The organism is Flavobacterium sp. (assembly GCF_025352015.1).
Taxonomy (GTDB): Bacteria; Bacteroidota; Bacteroidia; order Flavobacteriales; family Flavobacteriaceae; genus Flavobacterium.
This window is the reverse complement of record NZ_JANXUG010000048.1, coordinates 1-20,251: the sequence shown is the minus strand read 5'-3', so window position 1 is coordinate 20,251 and position 20,251 is coordinate 1. Positions and strand designations below refer to the sequence as shown.

Annotated in this window: 15 protein-coding genes and 2 tRNA genes; 5 read left to right on the top strand and 12 right to left on the bottom strand. The window is 37.1% G+C overall.

Annotation, left to right across the window (positions count from 1 at the left end):
* Window positions 1-20: 20 nt before the first annotated feature.
* The 5 genes from porV (at window position 21) to Q0Q96_RS05080 (ending at window position 6,587) form a co-directional block, all read left to right on the top strand.
* On the top strand, window positions 21-1,298 hold the full coding sequence (porV, locus tag Q0Q96_RS05100; RefSeq protein ID WP_293872155.1) for a type IX secretion system outer membrane channel protein PorV: 1,278 nt from the start codon (window positions 21-23) through the stop codon (window positions 1,296-1,298).
* Window positions 1,299-1,370: 72 nt separating this feature from the next.
* Window positions 1,371-1,853, top strand: coding sequence for a cytidine deaminase (gene cdd, locus Q0Q96_RS05095; protein WP_293872154.1), 483 nt, complete (start codon window positions 1,371-1,373; stop codon window positions 1,851-1,853).
* Between the two features lie 136 nt (window positions 1,854-1,989).
* A complete protein-coding gene (pdhA, locus tag Q0Q96_RS05090) occupies window positions 1,990-2,991 on the top strand; it encodes a pyruvate dehydrogenase (acetyl-transferring) E1 component subunit alpha (protein ID WP_293872153.1) in 1,002 nt (333 codons plus the stop codon).
* Window positions 2,992-2,993: 2 nt separating this feature from the next.
* Complete coding sequence (locus tag Q0Q96_RS05085) at window positions 2,994-4,649, top strand: pyruvate dehydrogenase complex dihydrolipoamide acetyltransferase (RefSeq protein ID WP_293872152.1); 1,656 nt, start codon at window positions 2,994-2,996, stop codon at window positions 4,647-4,649.
* Between the two features lie 84 nt (window positions 4,650-4,733).
* The gene (locus tag Q0Q96_RS05080; RefSeq protein ID WP_293872151.1) at window positions 4,734-6,587 is read left to right on the top strand and encodes a hydrolase/aminopeptidase; all 1,854 of its coding nucleotides are present in this window, start codon (window positions 4,734-4,736) and stop codon (window positions 6,585-6,587) included.
* 112 nt (window positions 6,588-6,699) lie between these two features.
* Here the strand turns inward: Q0Q96_RS05080 and Q0Q96_RS05075 are convergent, their stop codons facing one another.
* From Q0Q96_RS05075 to Q0Q96_RS05020, 12 genes are all read right to left on the bottom strand, one after another.
* Window positions 6,700-7,011: a DUF3467 domain-containing protein gene (locus Q0Q96_RS05075; RefSeq protein ID WP_293872150.1), complete on the bottom strand. Its 312-nt coding sequence runs from the start codon at window positions 7,009-7,011 to the stop codon at window positions 6,700-6,702.
* A gap of 2 nt (window positions 7,012-7,013) precedes the next feature.
* On the bottom strand, window positions 7,014-11,327 hold the full coding sequence (gene rpoC, locus Q0Q96_RS05070; RefSeq protein ID WP_293872149.1) for a DNA-directed RNA polymerase subunit beta': 4,314 nt from the start codon (window positions 11,325-11,327) through the stop codon (window positions 7,014-7,016).
* 97 nt (window positions 11,328-11,424) lie between these two features.
* Window positions 11,425-15,237, bottom strand: a complete 3,813-nt coding sequence (gene rpoB, locus Q0Q96_RS05065; RefSeq protein ID WP_293872148.1) for a DNA-directed RNA polymerase subunit beta — start codon at window positions 15,235-15,237, stop codon at window positions 11,425-11,427.
* Window positions 15,238-15,501: 264 nt separating this feature from the next.
* Window positions 15,502-15,873 (bottom strand): 50S ribosomal protein L7/L12, encoded by a 372-nt coding sequence (gene rplL, locus Q0Q96_RS05060; RefSeq protein WP_293872147.1) that lies wholly within the window; start codon window positions 15,871-15,873, stop codon window positions 15,502-15,504.
* 55 nt (window positions 15,874-15,928) lie between these two features.
* Window positions 15,929-16,429, bottom strand: coding sequence for a 50S ribosomal protein L10 (rplJ, locus tag Q0Q96_RS05055; protein WP_293872146.1), 501 nt, complete (start codon window positions 16,427-16,429; stop codon window positions 15,929-15,931).
* Window positions 16,430-16,454: 25 nt separating this feature from the next.
* Window positions 16,455-17,144, bottom strand: coding sequence for a 50S ribosomal protein L1 (rplA, locus tag Q0Q96_RS05050; protein WP_293872145.1), 690 nt, complete (start codon window positions 17,142-17,144; stop codon window positions 16,455-16,457).
* An 8-nt stretch (window positions 17,145-17,152) separates the two neighbouring features.
* Window positions 17,153-17,593: a 50S ribosomal protein L11 gene (gene rplK / locus Q0Q96_RS05045; RefSeq protein ID WP_293872144.1), complete on the bottom strand. Its 441-nt coding sequence runs from the start codon at window positions 17,591-17,593 to the stop codon at window positions 17,153-17,155.
* A gap of 66 nt (window positions 17,594-17,659) precedes the next feature.
* Window positions 17,660-18,211: a transcription termination/antitermination protein NusG gene (gene nusG / locus Q0Q96_RS05040; protein WP_293872143.1), complete on the bottom strand. Its 552-nt coding sequence runs from the start codon at window positions 18,209-18,211 to the stop codon at window positions 17,660-17,662.
* Window positions 18,212-18,221: 10 nt separating this feature from the next.
* Complete coding sequence (gene secE / locus Q0Q96_RS05035) at window positions 18,222-18,419, bottom strand: preprotein translocase subunit SecE (protein ID WP_293872142.1); 198 nt, start codon at window positions 18,417-18,419, stop codon at window positions 18,222-18,224.
* Between the two features lie 17 nt (window positions 18,420-18,436).
* Window positions 18,437-18,507 (bottom strand) — tRNA-Trp (locus Q0Q96_RS05030).
* Window positions 18,508-18,578: 71 nt separating this feature from the next.
* The gene (gene tuf / locus Q0Q96_RS05025; protein WP_293872141.1) at window positions 18,579-19,766 is read right to left on the bottom strand and encodes an elongation factor Tu; all 1,188 of its coding nucleotides are present in this window, start codon (window positions 19,764-19,766) and stop codon (window positions 18,579-18,581) included.
* A 158-nt stretch (window positions 19,767-19,924) separates the two neighbouring features.
* A tRNA-Thr gene (locus Q0Q96_RS05020) sits at window positions 19,925-19,999 on the bottom strand.
* Between the last annotated feature and the right edge of the window lie 252 nt (window positions 20,000-20,251).

The following is a 20,251-nucleotide window of genomic DNA, read 5'->3' as shown; positions in this document are numbered from 1 at the left end:
TAACTTTTATTAAAAATAAAATGAGAAAAATTGCACTGTTATTTATAATACTTACCGTACACTATTCAAACGCGCAGCAAACAAAGGTAAGTACTCAAGATAGTCGAGTAATCACCACTGGAGTTCCTTTTCTTTTGGTCGCAGCAGATGCGCGTGCAGCGGGAATGGCAGATCAAGGAGTTGCAACCTCTACAGATGCTTTTTCGCAACAATGGAATCCTGCAAAATATGCTTTCGCACAAGATAAACAAGGTTTTACTGCCAGTTACACTCCTTATTTAACAAGCCTTGTTAACGATATTTCATTGGGTCAAGTCACCTATTACAACCGAATAAGTGAAAGAAGTGCTTTTGGAGGAAGTTTGCGTTATTTTGGGTTGGGCGAAATAGAATTAAGACAAAATGCCGATGATCCCGCTCAAATTGTCAAACCTAATGAGCTTGCCGTTGATGGTTCTTATTCATTAAAATTAAGCGAGCATTTTGCCATGGCTGTTGCCGGGAGGTATATTCGTTCGGCTTTAAGAATACCAACGGGTGATGGTGGCGATGCAAAACCTGCAAGTTCTTTTGCCGTTGATATTGCTGGTTTTTATCAAGGCGAAGAAGCAGCCTTTTCTAGTTTTAATGGACGCTTACGTCTTGGTTTCAATTTTCAAAACATGGGTCCTAAAATCAATTATGATGCAGGAACTTCTCAAGACAACAGTGCCAATTTCCTTCCTGCTAATATGAGAATTGGTGCTGGATATGATTTTATTTTGGATGATTTCAATAAAGTATCTTTGAATGTTGAACTTGCGAAACTCCTTGTACCAACACCTTTTTATAGAGTTGACCCCGTTTCGGTTTCACCTGTAGATTCAAATGGTAACGGTACAATTGATCCTTCAGAAACGCAAGCCGCCGCCGCAATAAATAGTGCTAATGTAACCGCTGCCGATAATGAAAACACTGCTAACAGAAGTAAATACAATAAAATCAGCTGGGTGTCAGGAATTTTTCAATCTTTTAATGATGCGCCAGGAGGATTTAGCGAAGAACTAAAAGAATTCACGTATTCTATTGGTACTGAATATACATACCAAGATTCCTTTGCCTTTCGTTTAGGGTATTTCCACGAAAGCCCTATTAAAGGTGCACGTAAATTTTTCTCGCTTGGAGCCGGATTCAAATACAATGTAGTCAAAGTAGATGTGTCTTATTTATTCTCGGCATCTCCTATAAAAAACCCTTTAGAAAACACGCTTCGTTTCTCATTATCGTTCAACTTTGGTGATAAATATGATAATTATTAGCAGTTAGTAAATATTAAAATAATATCCAAATTTCAAATAAATGAGATTTGGATTTTTTTTCCTCAAAACGCAATGAAAAAAATAGAAATCAAGACCTCTTTTACCGCTTATCAATCTCTAGAAGACCTTCCGAAAGAAGTTAGTACTTTAATGCAACAAGCCATTCAAATTAGAAAGAATGCTTATGCGCCTTATTCTAAATTTAGAGTTGGTGCAGCGTTATTATTAGACAATGGCAAAATTGTTCTTGGTTCCAATCAAGAAAATGCAGCTTATCCATCGGGGCTATGTGCAGAGAGAGTTGCTATTTTTCAATCGGGTTCTCTTTTTCCTGATGCCAAAATTTTAAAAATGGCAATTTCGGCCGCTTCTGATAGTAATAAAACAACAACTCCAATTCCGCCGTGCGGAGGTTGCAGACAATCAATTTCTGAATACGAATTCAAACAAAACACTCCTATAGAAATTTATTTTATGGGCGAAAGTGGCGAAGTTTATAAATCAGATTCTGTCAAAAATTTATTGCCATTAAGTTTCGATAAAAACTTCTTATAGCAAGGTAAAAATTACCCTTTTAAATTTTACTTCTCACTCGGAATGTTTTACTTTTGCCTTTCGCAAATTTGAGTGTGAATGAGCTATTTTGCGTTGAATACTATTTACATCTATTAACGCTTCACCAAAAGTAACAATGAAACAAGTAACAAAAGAAGTTTATTTAAAGTGGTACGAAGACATGCTACTTTGGAGAAAATTTGAAGACAAACTGGCTGCACTTTACATTCAACAAAAAGTTAGAGGATTTCTTCACTTATATAACGGTCAAGAAGCAGTATTAGCGGGTGCTTTGCACGCTATGAATCTTGGCGGAAAAGACAAAATGATTACAGCCTATCGCAATCACGTTCAGCCAATAGGAATGGGTGTTGACCCACGAAAAGTTATGGCAGAACTTTTAGGAAAAGTTACAGGAACTTCTAAAGGTATGGGTGGATCAATGCACATATTTTCTAAAGAACACGGTTTTTATGGCGGTCATGGTATCGTGGGAGCGCAAATTCCTGTTGGTGCCGGTATGGCTTTCGCCGATAAATATTTTGAAACTGGCGGCGTAACGTTGACCTATTTTGGTGATGGTGCCGCGCGTCAAGGTTCCCTTCATGAAGCTTTTAATATGGCAATGTTATGGAAATTACCTGTAGTATTTATTTGTGAAAACAATGGGTATGCAATGGGAACTTCGGTAGAAAGAACTGCCAACCATACTGATATTTGGAAATTAGGTTTAGGCTACGAAATGCCATGCGGACCAGTAGATGGAATGAATCCTGTAAAAGTTGCCGAAGCGATGCACGAAGCCATGGAAAGAGCACGTCGTGGTGACGGACCAACATTTTTAGAAATGAAAACCTACAGATATAGAGGTCATTCTATGTCGGATGCACAATTATACCGTTCGAAAGACGAAGTAGAAGAATACCGAAAAATTGACCCTATTACACAAGTATTAGAGGTTATCAAAGAAAAAAAATATGCCACAGATGCAGAAATCGATGCCATTGACGAAAGAGTAAAAGATTTAGTAGAAGAATGTGTAACGTTTGCCGAGGAGTCTGCGTTCCCTGAAGCACAACAATTATATGACGTAGTATACGAACAAAAAAATTATCCTTTTATCCCTCACAGACTATAATTATGGCAATAAAAATCACAATGCCTCGTTTGAGCGACACGATGACAGATGGAACCGTGGCTACTTGGTTAAAAAAAGTAGGTGACGTAGTGAAAGAAGGTGATATTTTGGCCGAAATCGAAACCGATAAAGCCACTATGGAATTTGAATCTTTCAATGCTGGCGTTCTATTACACATAGGAATTCAAGAAGGCGAATCAGCTCCCGTTGATTCACTTTTAGCCATTATTGGAAAAGAGGGCGAAGATATTTCAGGAATGATTTCAGCTGGTAACACTCCAGTTGCTGAAGTAAAAACTAAACCTCTAACAGAAGTTAAATCAGAATCACAACCAACAACCCATAACCATCAACCATCAACTGTCACACCAAGCGCAGTCGAAATGCCAAAAGGAGTCATAGTAGTAACCATGCCGCGTCTTAGCGATACAATGACCGAAGGAACTGTAACTGCTTGGTTAAAAAAAGTGGGAGATACAGTAAAAGAAGGTGACATTCTAGCCGAAATCGAAACTGATAAAGCTACTATGGAATTTGAATCTTTTAATGCTGGCACTCTTTTATTTATCGGAATTCAAGAAGGACAATCTGCACCAGTAGATAGTGTTTTAGCTATTATTGGTCCAGCTGGAACAGATATTACAGGCATCGCCGAAAATTATAAAAAAGACGGAACACCAGCTCCAGCTCCTTTAACAAGCACAAGCGATTCACCACTAGCGTCAACTGTTAACCAACAACCATCAACAGACAACTCAAAAATATTTGCTTCGCCATTAGCAAAACAAATTGCTAAAGACAAAGGAATTAATCTGTCTCAAATAAAAGGTTCAGGAGAAAATGGACGCATCACAAAAAATGATGTTGAAAATTTTACGCCATCAACCGTCATACCAAGCGCAGTCGAGGTGCAACAACAAGCAACCGACAACCAACAACCGACAACTACTATTAGACCATCTGTTCAAGTGGGAGAAATAGATACCGAAGTGGTTAAAAATTCACAAATGCGTAAAACCATTGCGATACGTCTTTCTGAATCCATCTTCACCGCACCACATTTCTACTTAACCATAGAAATTGCTATGGATGAAGCGATGAAATCTCGTGTTGCCATCAACAACATTCCGTATACCAAAGTGTCTTTCAACGATATGGTAATCAAGGCTTGTGCTATGGCATTGAAAAGACATCCAAAAGTAAACACGCAATGGAAAGAAGATGCAATAATCATCAATCACCATGTAAATATTGGTGTAGCCGTTGCAGTAGAAGACGGATTAGTAGTGCCTGTTTTGAAATTTACAGATCAAATGAGTTTAACTCAAATTGGTGGTAACGTAAAAGATTTAGCGGGAAAAGCAAAATCTAAAAAACTACAACCGTCCGAAATGGAAGGAAGTACCTTCACGGTTTCTAACCTTGGAATGTTTGGCATTCAATCCTTTACTTCTATTATCAATCAGCCAAATTCGGCTATACTATCTGTTGGTGCTATTGAGGAAAAACCAGTAGTTAGAAATAGTCAAATTGTGATTGGAAATACGATGATGCTAACATTAGCTTGTGATCATAGAACCGTTGATGGCGCAACAGGAGCGCAGTTCTTGCAAACCTTGCGACAGTTCTTGGAAAATCCGGTAACGATGTTGGCTTAAATGCAAATAACAAATACATAATCCCGTTTTGGCTATTCAGAACGGGATTTTTTAATTTATATTTAAGATAAACTAAATTCAAAAATGAAAAATATCATAATCATTGCCATACTCTTATTATCAATAAGTTGCCAAAAGAAAGATGTTTTAGTAAAAAATAAAAGTAATTTTGTTAAAGATGAACATTCGTTTGCGCAACCTTCTAAAGCAATTATTAAACATTTGGACTTAACTATAAAAGTTGATTTCGATACCGAAACTATAACTGGAAAAGCATCTTGGACTATCGAAAATACTTCTAAAGGAAACGAAATCATCTTTGATGAAAACACGTTAAAAATTACCAAAGTAACTCTGGGCAAAGATGAAAAAGAAACCAAATTCGAATTAGGAAAGGAAGTTGAATTTCATGGTAAAGCACTACATATTACCATCGAACCAACCACTACCAAAGTCAACATCTATTATAATACCACAAAAAAAAGCGTAGCGCTGCAATGGCTAAAACCACAGCAAACCGCCGATAAAAAGAAACCATTCTTATTTTCGCAAGGCGAAAGCATTTGGTCGCGCACTTGGATTCCGTGTCAGGATTCGCCCAGCGTACGATTTACTTATAACGCCAAAGTTACAGTTCCAAAAGATTTGATGGCGGTGATGAGCGGGGTTAACCCGCAACAAAAAAACGATACCGGCGTTTATACCTTCAAGCAAGACAAAGCGATTCCGTCTTACCTTATGGCAATTGCTGTAGGCGATATCGAATTCAAAGCTATTGATAAAAGAACCGGAGTTTATGCTGAACATTCGATAATTGATAAAGCAAAATGGGAATTTGCAGAACTTGGAAAAATGGTCAATACCGCAGAAAAACTATTTGGTCCTTACCGCTGGGGACGTTACGATGTCATAGTCTTACCACCAAGTTTCCCGTATGGCGGCATGGAAAATCCAAACTTAACCTTTCTTACCCCAACCGTTTTGGCAGGCGACCGTTCGTTAACAAGTCTATTGGCACACGAATTAGGACATAGCTGGAGCGGGAATTTAGTTACCAATGCAACGTGGGATGACATTTGGCTTAATGAAGGTTTTACGACTTATGTAGAACATCGTATTGGCGAAGAGGTTTTTGGTGTAAAAGAAGCCAAAATGCAGGACATTTTAAGTAGAAAAGCGTGGAAAATCAATCTGGATGAAATAGGAAAAAACAGTCCAGATTCTAGACTAAAAGTAAACACTTCAAAAAGAAATCCCGATGATGGATTAAGTGACATTCCGTATGAAAAAGGGTATGCTTTGCTACAAACCATTGAAGCTGCTGTTGGCCGTAAAAAATTTGATGAATTCCTAACCAATTATTACAATGACCACGCTTTTCAATCGGTAACAACAGAAGATTTTGTCGATTATTTCAATAAAAACCTCATCAAAGGCGACATGGCATTAGCCGAGAAAATTAAACTGGACGAATGGATTTATAAACCAGATGTTCCATCAAATGTCATCACTCCTGTTTCTGAAGATTTCAACACCATTGACAGCATACAAAAAACATGGAGAAAAACAGGCGTTAAAGGGTTGAGTCAAAAAATAAAATCAACCAACGAGAAACAACATTTCATTGATTACCTGCCAAAGGATATTACAAATGATGAGATGACAGCCATCGACAAGGAATTTAACTTTACCAATGGCGGAAATTTTGTTATACGCCGACAATGGTTTATAATCGCAATAATGCATCAATATAAATTCGCGTATCCAGCCATTGAAACCTTTTTAACATCTTGCAGCCGAACAGGTTCTCTCCTAGCACTCTACAAAGAAATGGTCAAAACTTCGGAAGGCAAAACTTGGGCTAAACAAATCTATAACAAAGCAAAAGTGAGTTATCATGCTACAACGGTTGCAGCTTTGCAACAGCTAGTGAAATAAAGCTTTTACAATTTATAGATTATCAAAAGGGCACATTGCAAGTGAATCCTGAAACTTATTCAAATAAAAAAACCTCTTCATTACTGAAGAGGTTTTTAAGATTTAAAATTAATTAAGCTTGACCGGCTGGACCAAAATTCAACGGGATTTGTGGTTGTTCTGTGTCTTTAATTTCACCATTAACTTGTTCAAATCGGTGAATGTTTTCGCCCAATGCTTTCAAAAAACGTTTGGCATGTTGAGGCGTTAAAACTATTCTTGATTTGACTTTTGCCTTGGGCACACCTGGCATAATAGTTACAAAATCAATAACAAACTCTGAAGCAGAATGATTGATAATAGCCAAATTAGAATAAATTCCTTCGGCAGTTTTCTCATCCAGTTCAATATTGATTTGTCCTTGTTGTTGATTAATATCGCTCATAATTAATAGATATATTCTTCTTTACTTGCCATAATCTCGTTATAGTCTTCTTTTGAGCCTACAATAGTATGATCGTAATCGCGCATACCTGTTCCTGCTGGGATTCTATGTCCAACAATAACATTTTCTTTCAGACCTTCTAATGTATCTACTTTACCAGCAACTGCTGCTTCGTTTAACACTTTTGTTGTTTCTTGGAACGACGCGGCAGAGATGAATGATTTAGTTTGTAAAGATGCTCTAGTAATACCTTGTAATACTGGAGTAGCAGTAGCTGTTATAACATCGCGTGCTACAACCATATTTTTATCATTTCGTTTCAACAGCGAGTTTTCGTCACGCAATTCACGAGGAGAAACAATTTGTCCAGGTTTCAATACTTCCGAATCTCCAGCTTCTTCAACGACTTTCATTCCATACAATTTATCATTTTCTACCAAGAAATCAGCAGTATGAATTAATTGCTCTTCAAGGAATAAAGTATCGCCCGGATCTTCTACTCTTACTTTACGCATCATTTGACGGATAACAACTTCAAAGTGTTTGTCGTTGATTTTCACGCCTTGTAAACGGTAAACCTCTTGAATTTCGTTTACCAAATACTGTTGAACAGCCGATGGTCCTTGAATTCTTAAAATATCCTCAGGTGTAATAGCTCCGTCTGATAAAGGTACTCCTGCTTTTACGAAGTCATTCTCTTGAACCAAGATTTGACTTGATAATTTTACTAGGTATTTCTTAATTTCACCAAATTTGGATTCGATTATAATTTCACGGTTACCTCTTTTGATTTTTCCAAAAGAAACTACACCGTCAATTTCTGAAACTACTGCTGGATTTGAAGGATTACGAGCTTCTAACAACTCGGTAATTCTTGGTAAACCTCCAGTAATATCACCGGCTTTTGAAGAACGACGTGGAATTTTTACAAGGATTTTACCTGCTTTAATTTTCTCGCCATCTTCAACCATAAGGTGCGCTCCAACTGGTAAATTATATGAACGGATTAATTCTCCGTCTTTACCGTAAACCAATAAGGTTGGAATTAATTTTTTATTTCTTCCTTCCGAAATTACTTTTTCCTGAAAACCAGTTTGCTCGTCAATTTCAACTTGGAAAGATTGTCCTTGTTCTAAATCCTCATAAGCAATTTTTCCAGTAAATTCAGAAACAATTACACCGTTGTAAGGATCCCATTTACAAATAATAGCTCCTTTAGATACAATATCTCGATCTTTTACACTAATTACAGAACCATAAGGTATGTTGTGTGTGCTCAATAAGATACCTGTTTTAACATCTACTAATTTTAATTCTGTTGAACGAGAAACTACAATGTCTACTTTGTTTCCATCTGCATCTTCTCCAACAACCGTTTTTAAATCTTCGATTTCAAGTTTCCCTCCAAATCTTGCTACAATAGTTGATTCTTCTGAAACGCCACCCGCAACTCCACCAACGTGGAAAGTACGTAATGTAAGCTGTGTTCCTGGTTCTCCAATAGATTGCGCAGCGATAACACCAACGGCTTCTCCTTTTTGGGTCATTTTTCCAGTAGCTAAATTTCTTCCGTAACATTTTGCACAAATACCTTTTTTAGCTTCACATGTTAAAGGAGAACGAACGTCAACTCTTTCAAGAGGAGATTCTTCGATAGTTTTTACTATGGCTTCGGTAATTTGCTCACCAGAATGAATTAAAACTTCATTATTTAATGGATTAATCACATCTTGCAATGCAACACGTCCTAATATTCTTTCTCCTAAAGTTTCAACGATTTCTTCGTTTTTCTTTAAGGCAGAAACATCAATTCCTCTTAAAGTTCCGCAATCTACAGAGTTTACAATTACGTCTTGAGAAACGTCATGCAATCTTCGAGTTAAGTAACCGGCATCAGCCGTTTTCAAAGCGGTATCTGCTAATCCTTTACGTGCACCGTGCGTCGAGATGAAGTATTCTAAAATAGATAGTCCTTCTTTAAAGTAAGAAAGAATTGGATTTTCAATAATTTCTCCACCGCCAGCTGTTGATTTTTTTGGTTTTGCCATCAAACCACGCATTCCCGTTAACTGACGAATTTGCTCTTTTGAACCCCTTGCTCCAGAGTCAAGCATCATGTACACCGAGTTGAAACCTTGTTGGTCTTCTCTAATGTTTTTCATGGCTAATTCTGTTAATTGAGCATTGGCAGATGTCCAAATATCAATAACTTGGTTATACCGTTCGTTGTTAGTAATTAATCCCATGTTATAATTCACAGAAATACCTTCAACCTGAATTCGAGCATCTGCAATCAATTGTGTTTTTTGTTCAGGAATTCTAATATCTCCTAACGAGAATGACAAACCTCCTTTAAAAGCAAATTTGTATCCCATATCTTTCATTTCATCAAGAAAAGCCGCAGTTGTAGGAACATCTGTTACTGCAAGGATTTTTCCGATAATATCACGTAAAGATTTTTTAGTCAATACTTCATTGATATAACCCGCTGCTTGTGGTACTACTTCGTTAAAAAGTACTCTGCCTGCTGTTGTTTGAATGATTTTGTATACCAATTCTCCATTTTCATTAAAATCCTTTGCACGTACTTTTACACGTGCATTCAATTCGACTCTACCTTCGTTTAGAGCTATGTTACACTCTTCAGCAGAATAAAATGTTAAACCTTCTCCCAAAATTTTATGTTCAGGAGTTGATAATCTTTCTTTAGTCATATAGTAAAGACCCAAAACCATGTCTTGCGATGGAACCGTAATAGGCGCGCCATTCGCAGGGTTCAAAATATTGTGCGAAGCAAGCATCAGTAACTGGCACTCAAGGATTGCCTCTGGTCCAAGTGGCAAGTGAACCGCCATCTGGTCACCATCAAAATCCGCGTTGAACGCCGTACATACTAATGGGTGCAACTGAATTGCTTTTCCTTCAATAAGTTTAGGTTGGAACGCTTGGATTCCAAGTCTGTGCAAAGTAGGAGCACGGTTTAGCATTACAGGATGTCCTTTGATTACATTTTCAAGGATATCCCAAACTACTGGCTCTTTTTTGTCGATTATTTTCTTGGCAGACTTAACTGTTTTAACAATTCCTCTTTCGATTAACTTACGAATAACGAATGGTTTGTATAGTTCAGCAGCCATATCTTTTGGCAAACCACATTCGAACAATTTCATTTCTGGTCCAACAACAATTACCGAACGAGCAGAATAATCCACACGTTTTCCTAATAAGTTTTGACGGAAACGACCTTGCTTACCTTTTAAGGAATCTGATAAAGATTTCAATGGTCTGTTTGATTCTGTTTTAACTGCCGATGCTTTACGCGTGTTATCAAATAGTGAATCTACTGATTCTTGTAACATACGTTTTTCATTTCTTAAGATTACTTCCGGAGCTTTAATCTCCATCAATCTTTTCAAACGATTGTTACGGATGATTACTCTTCGGTACAGATCATTCAAATCGGAAGTTGCAAAACGACCACCATCAAGAGGCACTAACGGACGCAATTCTGGCGGGATAACAGGAACTACTTTCATAATCATCCATTCAGGACGATTTTCACGGTTTTTGTTTGAATCTCGGAAGGACTCCACAACCTGTAATCTTTTTAAAGCTTCTGTTTTTCTTTGTTTTGAGGTTTCATTGTTAGCAGCATGACGCAATTCGTATGACAATGCATTCAAATCGGTTCTTGCTAATAAATCCATAATACATTCAGCTCCCATTTTGGCAACAAATTTATTAGGATCAAAGTCATCCAAATATTGATTGTCTTGTGGCAGAGCATCAAGAATATTTAAGTACTCTTCTTCTGTTAAAAAATCTAATCTTTGCAAAGATTCACCTTCGGAATTTGTGGCAATACCTGCCTGAATTACTACGTATCGTTCGTAGTAAATAATCATATCTAGTTTTTTTGAAGGCAAGCCAAGAATGTATCCGATTTTATTTGGCAACGAACGAAAATACCAAATATGTGCGATTGGCACCACCAAGTTGATGTGTCCTACTCTATCGCGGCGTACTTTTTTCTCTGTTACTTCGACACCACAACGGTCGCAAACGATTCCTTTATATCGGATTCTTTTGTATTTTCCACAGGCACATTCAAAATCTTTTACTGGACCGAAGATTCGTTCACAGAAAAGTCCATCACGCTCTGGCTTGTGCGTTCTGTAGTTGATAGTTTCAGGTTTTAAAACTTCTCCTCTTGACTCTGCCAAGATAGATTCTGGAGAAGCTAAACCAATTGAAATTCTATTAAATCTTTTGATTGTGTTTTTAATATCTCTGTTATTATTTCTATTATTCATCATAGTCGTAAACTTTTAAAGTTGTTGGTTGTCAGTTGTTGGTTGTTAGTGTTAGGATTGTCTCCCTCAACTACCAACCATCAACCATCAACTATTTTTTTTATTCTTCTAATCTGATATCTAATCCAAGGCCTTTTAATTCATGCATTAATACATTGAATGATTCTGGCAATCCTGGTTCTGGCATAGATTCTCCTTTAACGATTGCTTCGTAAGTTTTAGCTCTACCAATAACATCATCTGATTTTACAGTCAAAATTTCTCTAAGTGTACTTGAGGCTCCATAAGCCTCAAGTGCCCAAACCTCCATTTCTCCAAAACGTTGACCTCCAAATTGAGCTTTACCACCCAATGGTTGCTGCGTAATAAGAGAGTATGGCCCGATAGAACGTGCGTGCATCTTATCATCAACCATGTGTCCAAGTTTTAACATATAGATTACTCCAACAGTTGCGGCTTGATGGAAACGTTCTCCAGTACCTCCGTCATACAAATAGGTGTGACCGAATTGTGGAATTCCAGCTTCATCAGTTATTTCATTGATTTGATCTAATGTTGCTCCGTCAAAAATTGGTGTGGCGTAGGTTCTTCCTAATTTTTGTCCTGCCCAACCCAAAACAGTTTCATAAATCTGACCAATGTTCATACGTGATGGTACACCAAGTGGATTCAATACGATATCAACTGGTGTTCCGTCTTCAAGAAATGGCATGTCTTCATGACGAACGATACGAGCTACAATCCCTTTGTTTCCGTGTCGTCCCGCCATTTTATCACCTACTTTTAGTTTACGCTTTTTAGCAATGTAAACTTTAGCAAGTTTCAAAATACCGGCTGGTAATTCATCTCCCACAGTGATGGTGAATTTCTCTCTTCTTAAAGCACCTTGTAAATCATTTAATTTGATTTTATAGTTGTGAATTAAGTCATTTACTAAATTATTTGACTCATCATCAGCAACCCATTGTCCTTTGGTTAAGTGAGCGAAATCTTCAACAGCGTATAACATTTTTTGGGTGTATTTTTTACCTTTTGGCAATACTTCTTCACCCAAATCATTCATTACACCTTGAGATGTTTTTCCGTTTACAATAGTGAACAATTTTTCAACCAATTTGTCTTTTAATTCTACAAATTTGGTTTCGAATTCCATTTCCAAAGATGTTAAATCATCTTTGTCTTTGGTACGTTTCTTTTTATCTTTTACCGCTCTAGCGAATAATTTTTTATCCAAAACTACACCGTGTAACGATGGAGAAGCTTTTAATGAAGCATCTTTAACATCACCCGCTTTATCCCCGAAGATTGCTCTTAAAAGTTTTTCTTCTGGAGTTGGATCTGATTCCCCTTTTGGAGTAATTTTTCCGATTAAGATATCGCCTGGTTTTACTTCGGCACCAATTCTAATCATTCCATTTTCATCCAAATCTTTTGTTGCTTCTTCTGAAACGTTCGGAATATCATTAGTCAACTCTTCGTTACCTAATTTAGTATCTCTAACTTCCAACGAATAATCATCAACATGGATAGAAGTGAAAATATCATCACGAACTACTTTTTCAGAAATCACAATCGCATCCTCAAAGTTATACCCTTTCCAAGGCATAAACGCTACTTTTAGATTTCTTCCTAGAGCTAACTCTCCGTTTTGCGTTGCATATCCTTCGCAAAGTACTTGACCTAATTTTACTCGGTCACCTTTTCTTACTATTGGTTTCAAGTTGATAGACGTACTTTGATTTGTCTTTCTGAATTTAATAAGGTTATATGATTTTTCATCCGGGTCAAAACTTACCATTCTTTCCGCTTCCGTTCTGTCATACTTAATAGTAATCATGTTGGCGTCAACGTACTCAACAGTTCCGTTTCCTTCAGCATTAATCAATACTCTTGAATCGGATGCAACCTGACGCTCAAGACCGGTTCCAACAATCGGTGCTTCAGGACGCAACAATGGTACAGCCTGACGCATCATGTTTGATCCCATCAAGGCTCTATTCGCATCATCATGTTCCAAGAAAGGAATCAATGAAGCCGAAATCGATGCAATTTGATTAGGCGCAACGTCTGTATAATGAACTTGGTTTGGATCAACAACTGGGAAATCGCCTTCTTCACGGGCAATAACTTTATCAGCAGTAATTTTACCTTTTGCATCCATTTCAATGTTTGCTTGCGCAATCATTTTTCCTTCTTCTTCTTCTGCACTCAAATATACAGGAGTTGACGTTAAATCGACAACACCATTAGTAACTTTACGATAAGGCGTTTCGATGAATCCCATTCCGTTTACTTTAGCATAAACACCAAGTGATGAAATCAAACCAATATTTGGTCCTTCTGGAGTTTCAATTGGGCAAAGTCTTCCGTAATGCGTGTAGTGAACGTCACGTACCTCAAAACCTGCTCTCTCTCTTGAAAGTCCACCTGGTCCTAGTGCTGATAATCTTCTTTTGTGCGTAATCTCAGCCAATGGATTCGTTTGATCCATGAATTGAGATAACTGGTTCGTGCCAAAGAAAGAGTTGATAACCGATGATAATGTTTTAGCATTAATCAAATCGATTGGTGTAAACACCTCGTTATCCCTAACGTTCATTCTCTCACGAATAGTACGAGCCATACGTGCTAAACCAACACCGAATTGTTGTGACAATTGTTCACCAACTGTTCTAACACGTCGGTTTGATAAGTGATCAATATCATCAATATCAGCTTTCGCATTGATTAATTCGATTAAGTATTTTACAATGGTGATGATATCTTCTTTGGTAAGCACCTGCTTTTCCATTGGGATATCCAAACCAAGTTTTTTGTTCATTCTGTAACGACCTACTTCACCTAAATTGTAACGTTGGTCAGAGAAGAACAATTTATCTATAATACCACGGGCAGTTTCTTCATCAGGCGGTTCTGCATTACGCAATTGTCTGTAGATATGCTCAACGGCTTCTTTTTCAGAGTTTGTTGGATCTTTTTGTAACGTATTGTGGATGATTGCATAATCGCCTTGATTAGCATCTTCCTTATGCAACAAAATAGATTTAACGTTTGAATCAATGATTTCTTCAACATTATCTTTATCGATAACAGTATCTCTATCAAGGATAATTTCGTTACGTTCGATAGAAACTACTTCACCAGTGTCTTCATCTACGAAATCCTCATGCCATGTATTCAATACACGTGCAGCTAATTTTCTACCGATATATTTTTTAAGTCCTGTTTTAGATACTTTAATTTCTTCAGCAAGGTCGAAAATCTCAAGGATGTCCTTGTCTCTTTCGAACCCGATGGCACGGAATAAAGTGGTTACAGGTAATTTTTTCTTTCTGTCGATATATGCGTACATTACGCTATTGATATCGGTAGCGAATTCTATCCATGAACCTTTGAACGGAATTACCCTTGCAGAATATAACTTCGTTCCATTTGCGTGGAAAGATTGACCAAAGAAAACTCCGGGTGAACGGTGTAATTGAGAAACTACAACACGCTCAGCTCCATTGATTACAAAGGTTCCGCTTGGAGTCATGTAAGGAATTGTTCCAAGATAAACATCCTGTACAATTGTTTCAAAATCCTCATGTTCCGGATCAGTACAATAAAGTTTTAGACGCGCTTTTAATGGCACGCTGTATGTTAAACCTCTTTCGATACACTCTTGAATGGTGTAACGGGGTGGGTCAACAAAATAATCTAGGAATTCCAATACAAATTGGTTTCTTGTATCAGTAATTGGAAAGTTTTCCATGAAGGTGTTGTATAATCCTTCGTTGCCTCTCTCGTCTGATTTCGTTTCCAATTGGAAGAAATCTTGAAAAGATTTTACCTGTACATCCAGAAAATCCGGATATTGAGGAATATTTTTAGTGGAGGCAAAATTCAATCTTTCAGTCTGATTTGTTATCATCAATGGAGAAAATTTTGATTTAAAAAAGTAATTGTTTGTGTGTAAAACACTGTTTAATTTATACTTTTCCTTTTTATAACTAATACATCTTTAAAAATAAACCAGGAAAATTTAGTTCATTTTTTTCTTCGTATTGATTAAAAACTTTTCCGTATTTTAAACTATTTTACAATAAAACTAAATATAATTTTATTATACGAAAAATGGTTTAGACCCTTGGACGGTTGTCCAAGGCCTAAACCTAGTTCTAAAACCGGTGTATTGTTATTTTAATTCAACAACAGCTCCAGCTTCCTCTAAAGATTTTTTCAAACCTTCAGCCTCTGCTTTTGTAACTCCTTCTTTTATGTTAGATGGAGCACCGTCAACAAGATCTTTAGCTTCTTTCAAACCAAGACCAGTTAATTCTTTAACCGCTTTTACAACCGCTAGTTTAGAAGCACCTGCTTCTTTAAGCACTACTGTAAATTCAGTTTGTTCTTCAACAGCTTCTGCACCTCCACCACCGGCAGCAACTACTACAGCTGCAGCTGCTGGTTCAATACCATACTCATCTTTTAATATTGTAGCTAAATCGTTAACTTCTTTTACAGTCATGTTAACTAATTGTTCTGCGAATTGTTTCAAATCTGCCATTTTTTCTATCGTTTAAAATGTTCTTTAATAATTATTTTTTAAATCTGCTCTAAATTTATTCTGCCGTATCCCCTTTTTGCTCTGCATTGTTTAATAATGCTGCAATAACACGTTTAGCAGGCGATTGAAGTAATCCGATGATTTCTCCAATAACTTCTTCTTTTGATTTCAATGAAGCCAAACTGTCTAAAAGATTATCTCCAATGTAAATTTCTCCATTGATGTAAGCACCTTTGAAAGCTGGTTTATCTGATTTTTTTCTGAAATCCTTAATTATTTTTGCTGGTGCGTTAGCGATATCTGCAATAAAAATGGAAGAATTCCCTTTTAAAACAGATGCTAAATCACCATATTCATTAGCTGAAGCTTCCATTGCTTTTCCAAGCAAAGTATTCTTCACCACCTCTAATTTGATTCCAGCTTTGTAACAAGCTCTCCTTAAGTTGGAAGTAGTTTCAGCATTTAACCCCGAAGTATCAGCAATATAAATTATATTGCTATCCGCCAACTTTGCAGTTAAATCTTCTATTGCGATTGATTTTTCTTCTCTTGTCATAATAAAATTTGTTTAACTAAATAAATTATACCGCTTTAGGATCTAAAGCAATTGCTGGGCTCATAGTACTTGACAAGTGAATTGACTTGATATAAGTACCTTTAGCTGCAGTTGGTTTTAATTTAAGTAATGTTTGAATGATTTCGTGGGCGTTATCTACAAGTTTGTCAGATTCAAAAGAGATTCTTCCAATTCCTGCGTGAACGATACCGGTTTTGTCAACTTTAAAGTCGATTTTACCTGCTTTTACTTCAGCAACAGCTTTACCAATTTCCATAGTAACTGTTCCTGTTTTAGGGTTTGGCATTAAACCTCTTGGTCCTAATATACGTCCTAAAGGCCCCAATTTACCCATTATTGCTGGCATCGTGATAATTACATCAACATCTGTCCAACCATCTTTAATTTTTTGAAGGTAATCATCCAATCCTACATAGTCAGCACCAGCAGCTTTCGCTTCTGCTTCTTTATCCGGAGTCACTAAAGCTAGTACTTTAGTATCTTTTCCAGTTCCATGAGGAAGTGTGACAACACCTCTTACCATTTGATTTGCTTTTCTTGGATCAACTCCTAAACGAACAGCAATATCTACAGATTCGTCAAATTTTGCAGAAGCAACAACTTTCAGTAAAGACGAGGCGTCTTTTAAAGAATATAGTTTGTTTTTCTCAATTTTTGAAGCAGCCTCTTTTTGTTTTTTTGTCAATTTTGCCATTTCTTACCTTATTTTAGAGGAGAATCCCCAGTTACAGTTATACCCATAGATCTAGCTGTTCCAGCAATCATGCTCATTGCAGATTCAATTGTGAAAGCATTTAAATCAACCATCTTGTCTTCGGCGATTCCTTTAATTTGATCCCAAGTTACTTTAGCAACTTTTTTTCTGTTAGGCTCGCCAGAACCAGATTTCAATTTAGCAGCATCCAATAATTGAATTGCGGCAGGTGGAGTTTTTACAACAAAATCAAACGATTTGTCTTTGTACACGGTAATTTGTACCGGTAACACTTTGCCAGGTTGATCTTGGGTTCTAGCATTGAACTGCTTACAGAATTCCATGATATTAACACCAGCAGCCCCCAGAGCAGGTCCAACCGGTGGCGACGGGTTCGCAGCACCTCCCTTAACTTGTAGTTTAACTACTTTACTAATCTCTTTAGCCATTGTTTTAAAAAAAATTTGCAGCGGTCTGTGGAAGCAGACGTTTGCGATTTATAATAGTGTAACGAATTATACTTTTTCAACTTGCATAAAAGCTAACTCTAATGGTGTTTTTCTACCGAAAATCTTAACCATTACTTCTAGCTTACGTTTATCTTCATTTATTTTCTCAATAGTTCCATTGAAACCATTAAAAGGACCATCTACAACTTTTATGGTTTCACCAATTATGTATGGTATATTTTGGTTATCAACATTAACAGCTAATTCGTCAACTTTTCCAAGCATTCTATTAACTTCTGACATTCTTAACGGAACAGGGTCTCCCCCTTTTACCTCTCCCAAAAATCCAATTACACTAGTAATAGATTTGATAATATGTGGTATTTCACCAATTAAATTAGCTTCAATCATTACATATCCAGGAAAATATACTTTATCTTTCGCAATTTTTTTTCCGTCTCTTACTTGAACAACTTTTTCAGTTGGGACAAGCACTTGAGAAACGTAATCAGACATTCCTAATCTATTGATTTCTGTTTCGATGTAAGCTTTGACCTTGTTTTCTTGTCCACTTACAGCTCTAACTACATACCATTTCTTCACATTATTATCTGCCATTTGAAAAAAATTATGATTTCAACCAATTAAAAAACCCAGCGATTGATTTTGCAAATAGCTCATCGACACCCCATGTCAACAAAGCAAAAACAACTGAAAAAACGGCAACAATAATAGTTAAACGTTGCACTTCAGCCCATTCTGGCCAAGTAACATTTGTTTTTAATTCTTCAAATGCTTCTGATATATAATTAACAACTTTTGTCATTGTTTTTTTTTTTTTTGCACGGGCGGAGGGATTCGAACCCCCATCAACGGTTTTGGAGACCGCTATTCTACCCTTGAACTACGCCCGTTGATTATTATTAAAAACCAGCAGAGCAACCTAAAGGTTCTCTGCTGGATAATTTATTAAAATAGATTAAAACTAATCTAAAATTTCAGTTACTTGACCAGCACCTACAGTTCTACCACCTTCACGGATTGCAAAACGTAAACCAATGTTCAAGGCAATTGCGCTTAACAAAGCAACATCAATAGTTAAGTTATCTCCGGGCATAACCATTTCTACTCCTGTAGGTAAAGTAATAACTCCGGTTACATCAGTAGTACGAACATAAAATTGAGGACGATAGTTATTGTGGAATGGTGTGTGACGACCACCTTCTTCTTTTTTCAAGATATAAACTTCAGCTTTAAATTTTGCATGTGGTTTTACGGAACCTGGTTTACAAATAACCATTCCTCTTTTGATGTCTTCTTTAGCAACACCTCTTAACAAGATACCTGCATTATCTCCAGCCTCACCTCTATCCAATATTTGACGGAACATTTCGATACCAGTTACTGTAGAAGTTAATTTTTCGGCTCCCATACCAATAATTTCAACTGGATCACCTGTGTTACAGATACCTGTTTCAATTCGACCTGTAGCAACAGTTCCACGACCTGTAATTGTAAATACATCTTCAACTGGCATCAAAAATGGTTTAGCAATGTCACGAACTGGCTCTTCAATCCAGCTATCAACAGCAGCCATCAATTCAAGTATTTTTGGCGTCCAAGCTGGATCATTATTCAACCCACCAAGTGCTGAACCTTGAACAACAGGGCTATTATCTCCATCATAATCATAGAAAGATAATAAATCTCTAATTTCCATTTCAACTAATTCTAATAATTCTGCATCATCAACCATATCCACTTTATTCATGAATACAACAATTCTTGGAATTCCTACCTGACGACCTAGAAGTATGTGCTCACGTGTTTGTGGCATTGGTCCATCAGTGGCAGCAACTACTAATATAGCACCATCCATTTGAGCGGCTCCTGTAACCATGTTTTTCACGTAATCAGCGTGACCTGGACAGTCAACGTGTGCATAGTGACGGTTAGCCGTTTCATACTCTACGTGTGAAGTATTAATTGTGATACCTCTCTCTTTTTCTTCTGGAGCGTTATCGATTTGATCAAATGATTTCGCTTGACAGTAACCTGCATCAGATAATACTTTAGTGATTGCTGCTGTTAAGGTTGTCTTACCATGATCAACGTGGCCAATTGTTCCTACGTTGACGTGTGGCTTGGTCCGTTCAAACTTACTTTTTGCCATTTTTGACTCCTAACGATTTTTATGTAAACGTCTAGGCACACGCCTGATCGTCAAACTTTGATTAAATAAAACAAACAAGATACCAAACAGATACAAAACAGATATAAAATTACCTACGAAACCTATAACCATCCCAACCACATGCGCTGATTATTCTTTGGTGCTCTTGACGTGGATTGAACACGTGGCCTCTCCCTTACCAAGGGAGTGCTCTACCACTGAGCTACAAGAGCCTGTTATTGTTGTATGACTCAGCACCTCAGTTTTTCAACTATGCACCTGCAAGTCAGTACGGCGATTCTATGCAGCGAATCAATTTTACGAATCGATCTTACGATGCGATTTTACAAACTCTGCCAACCTTGCTTACTTTATTACTTGCTTCGAATTCCGACCGCTAAATTAAACAGCAGTCAGTCAAATTGGAGCGGGTGAAGGGAATCGAACCCTCGTCATAAGCTTGGAAGGCTTCAGCTCTACCATTA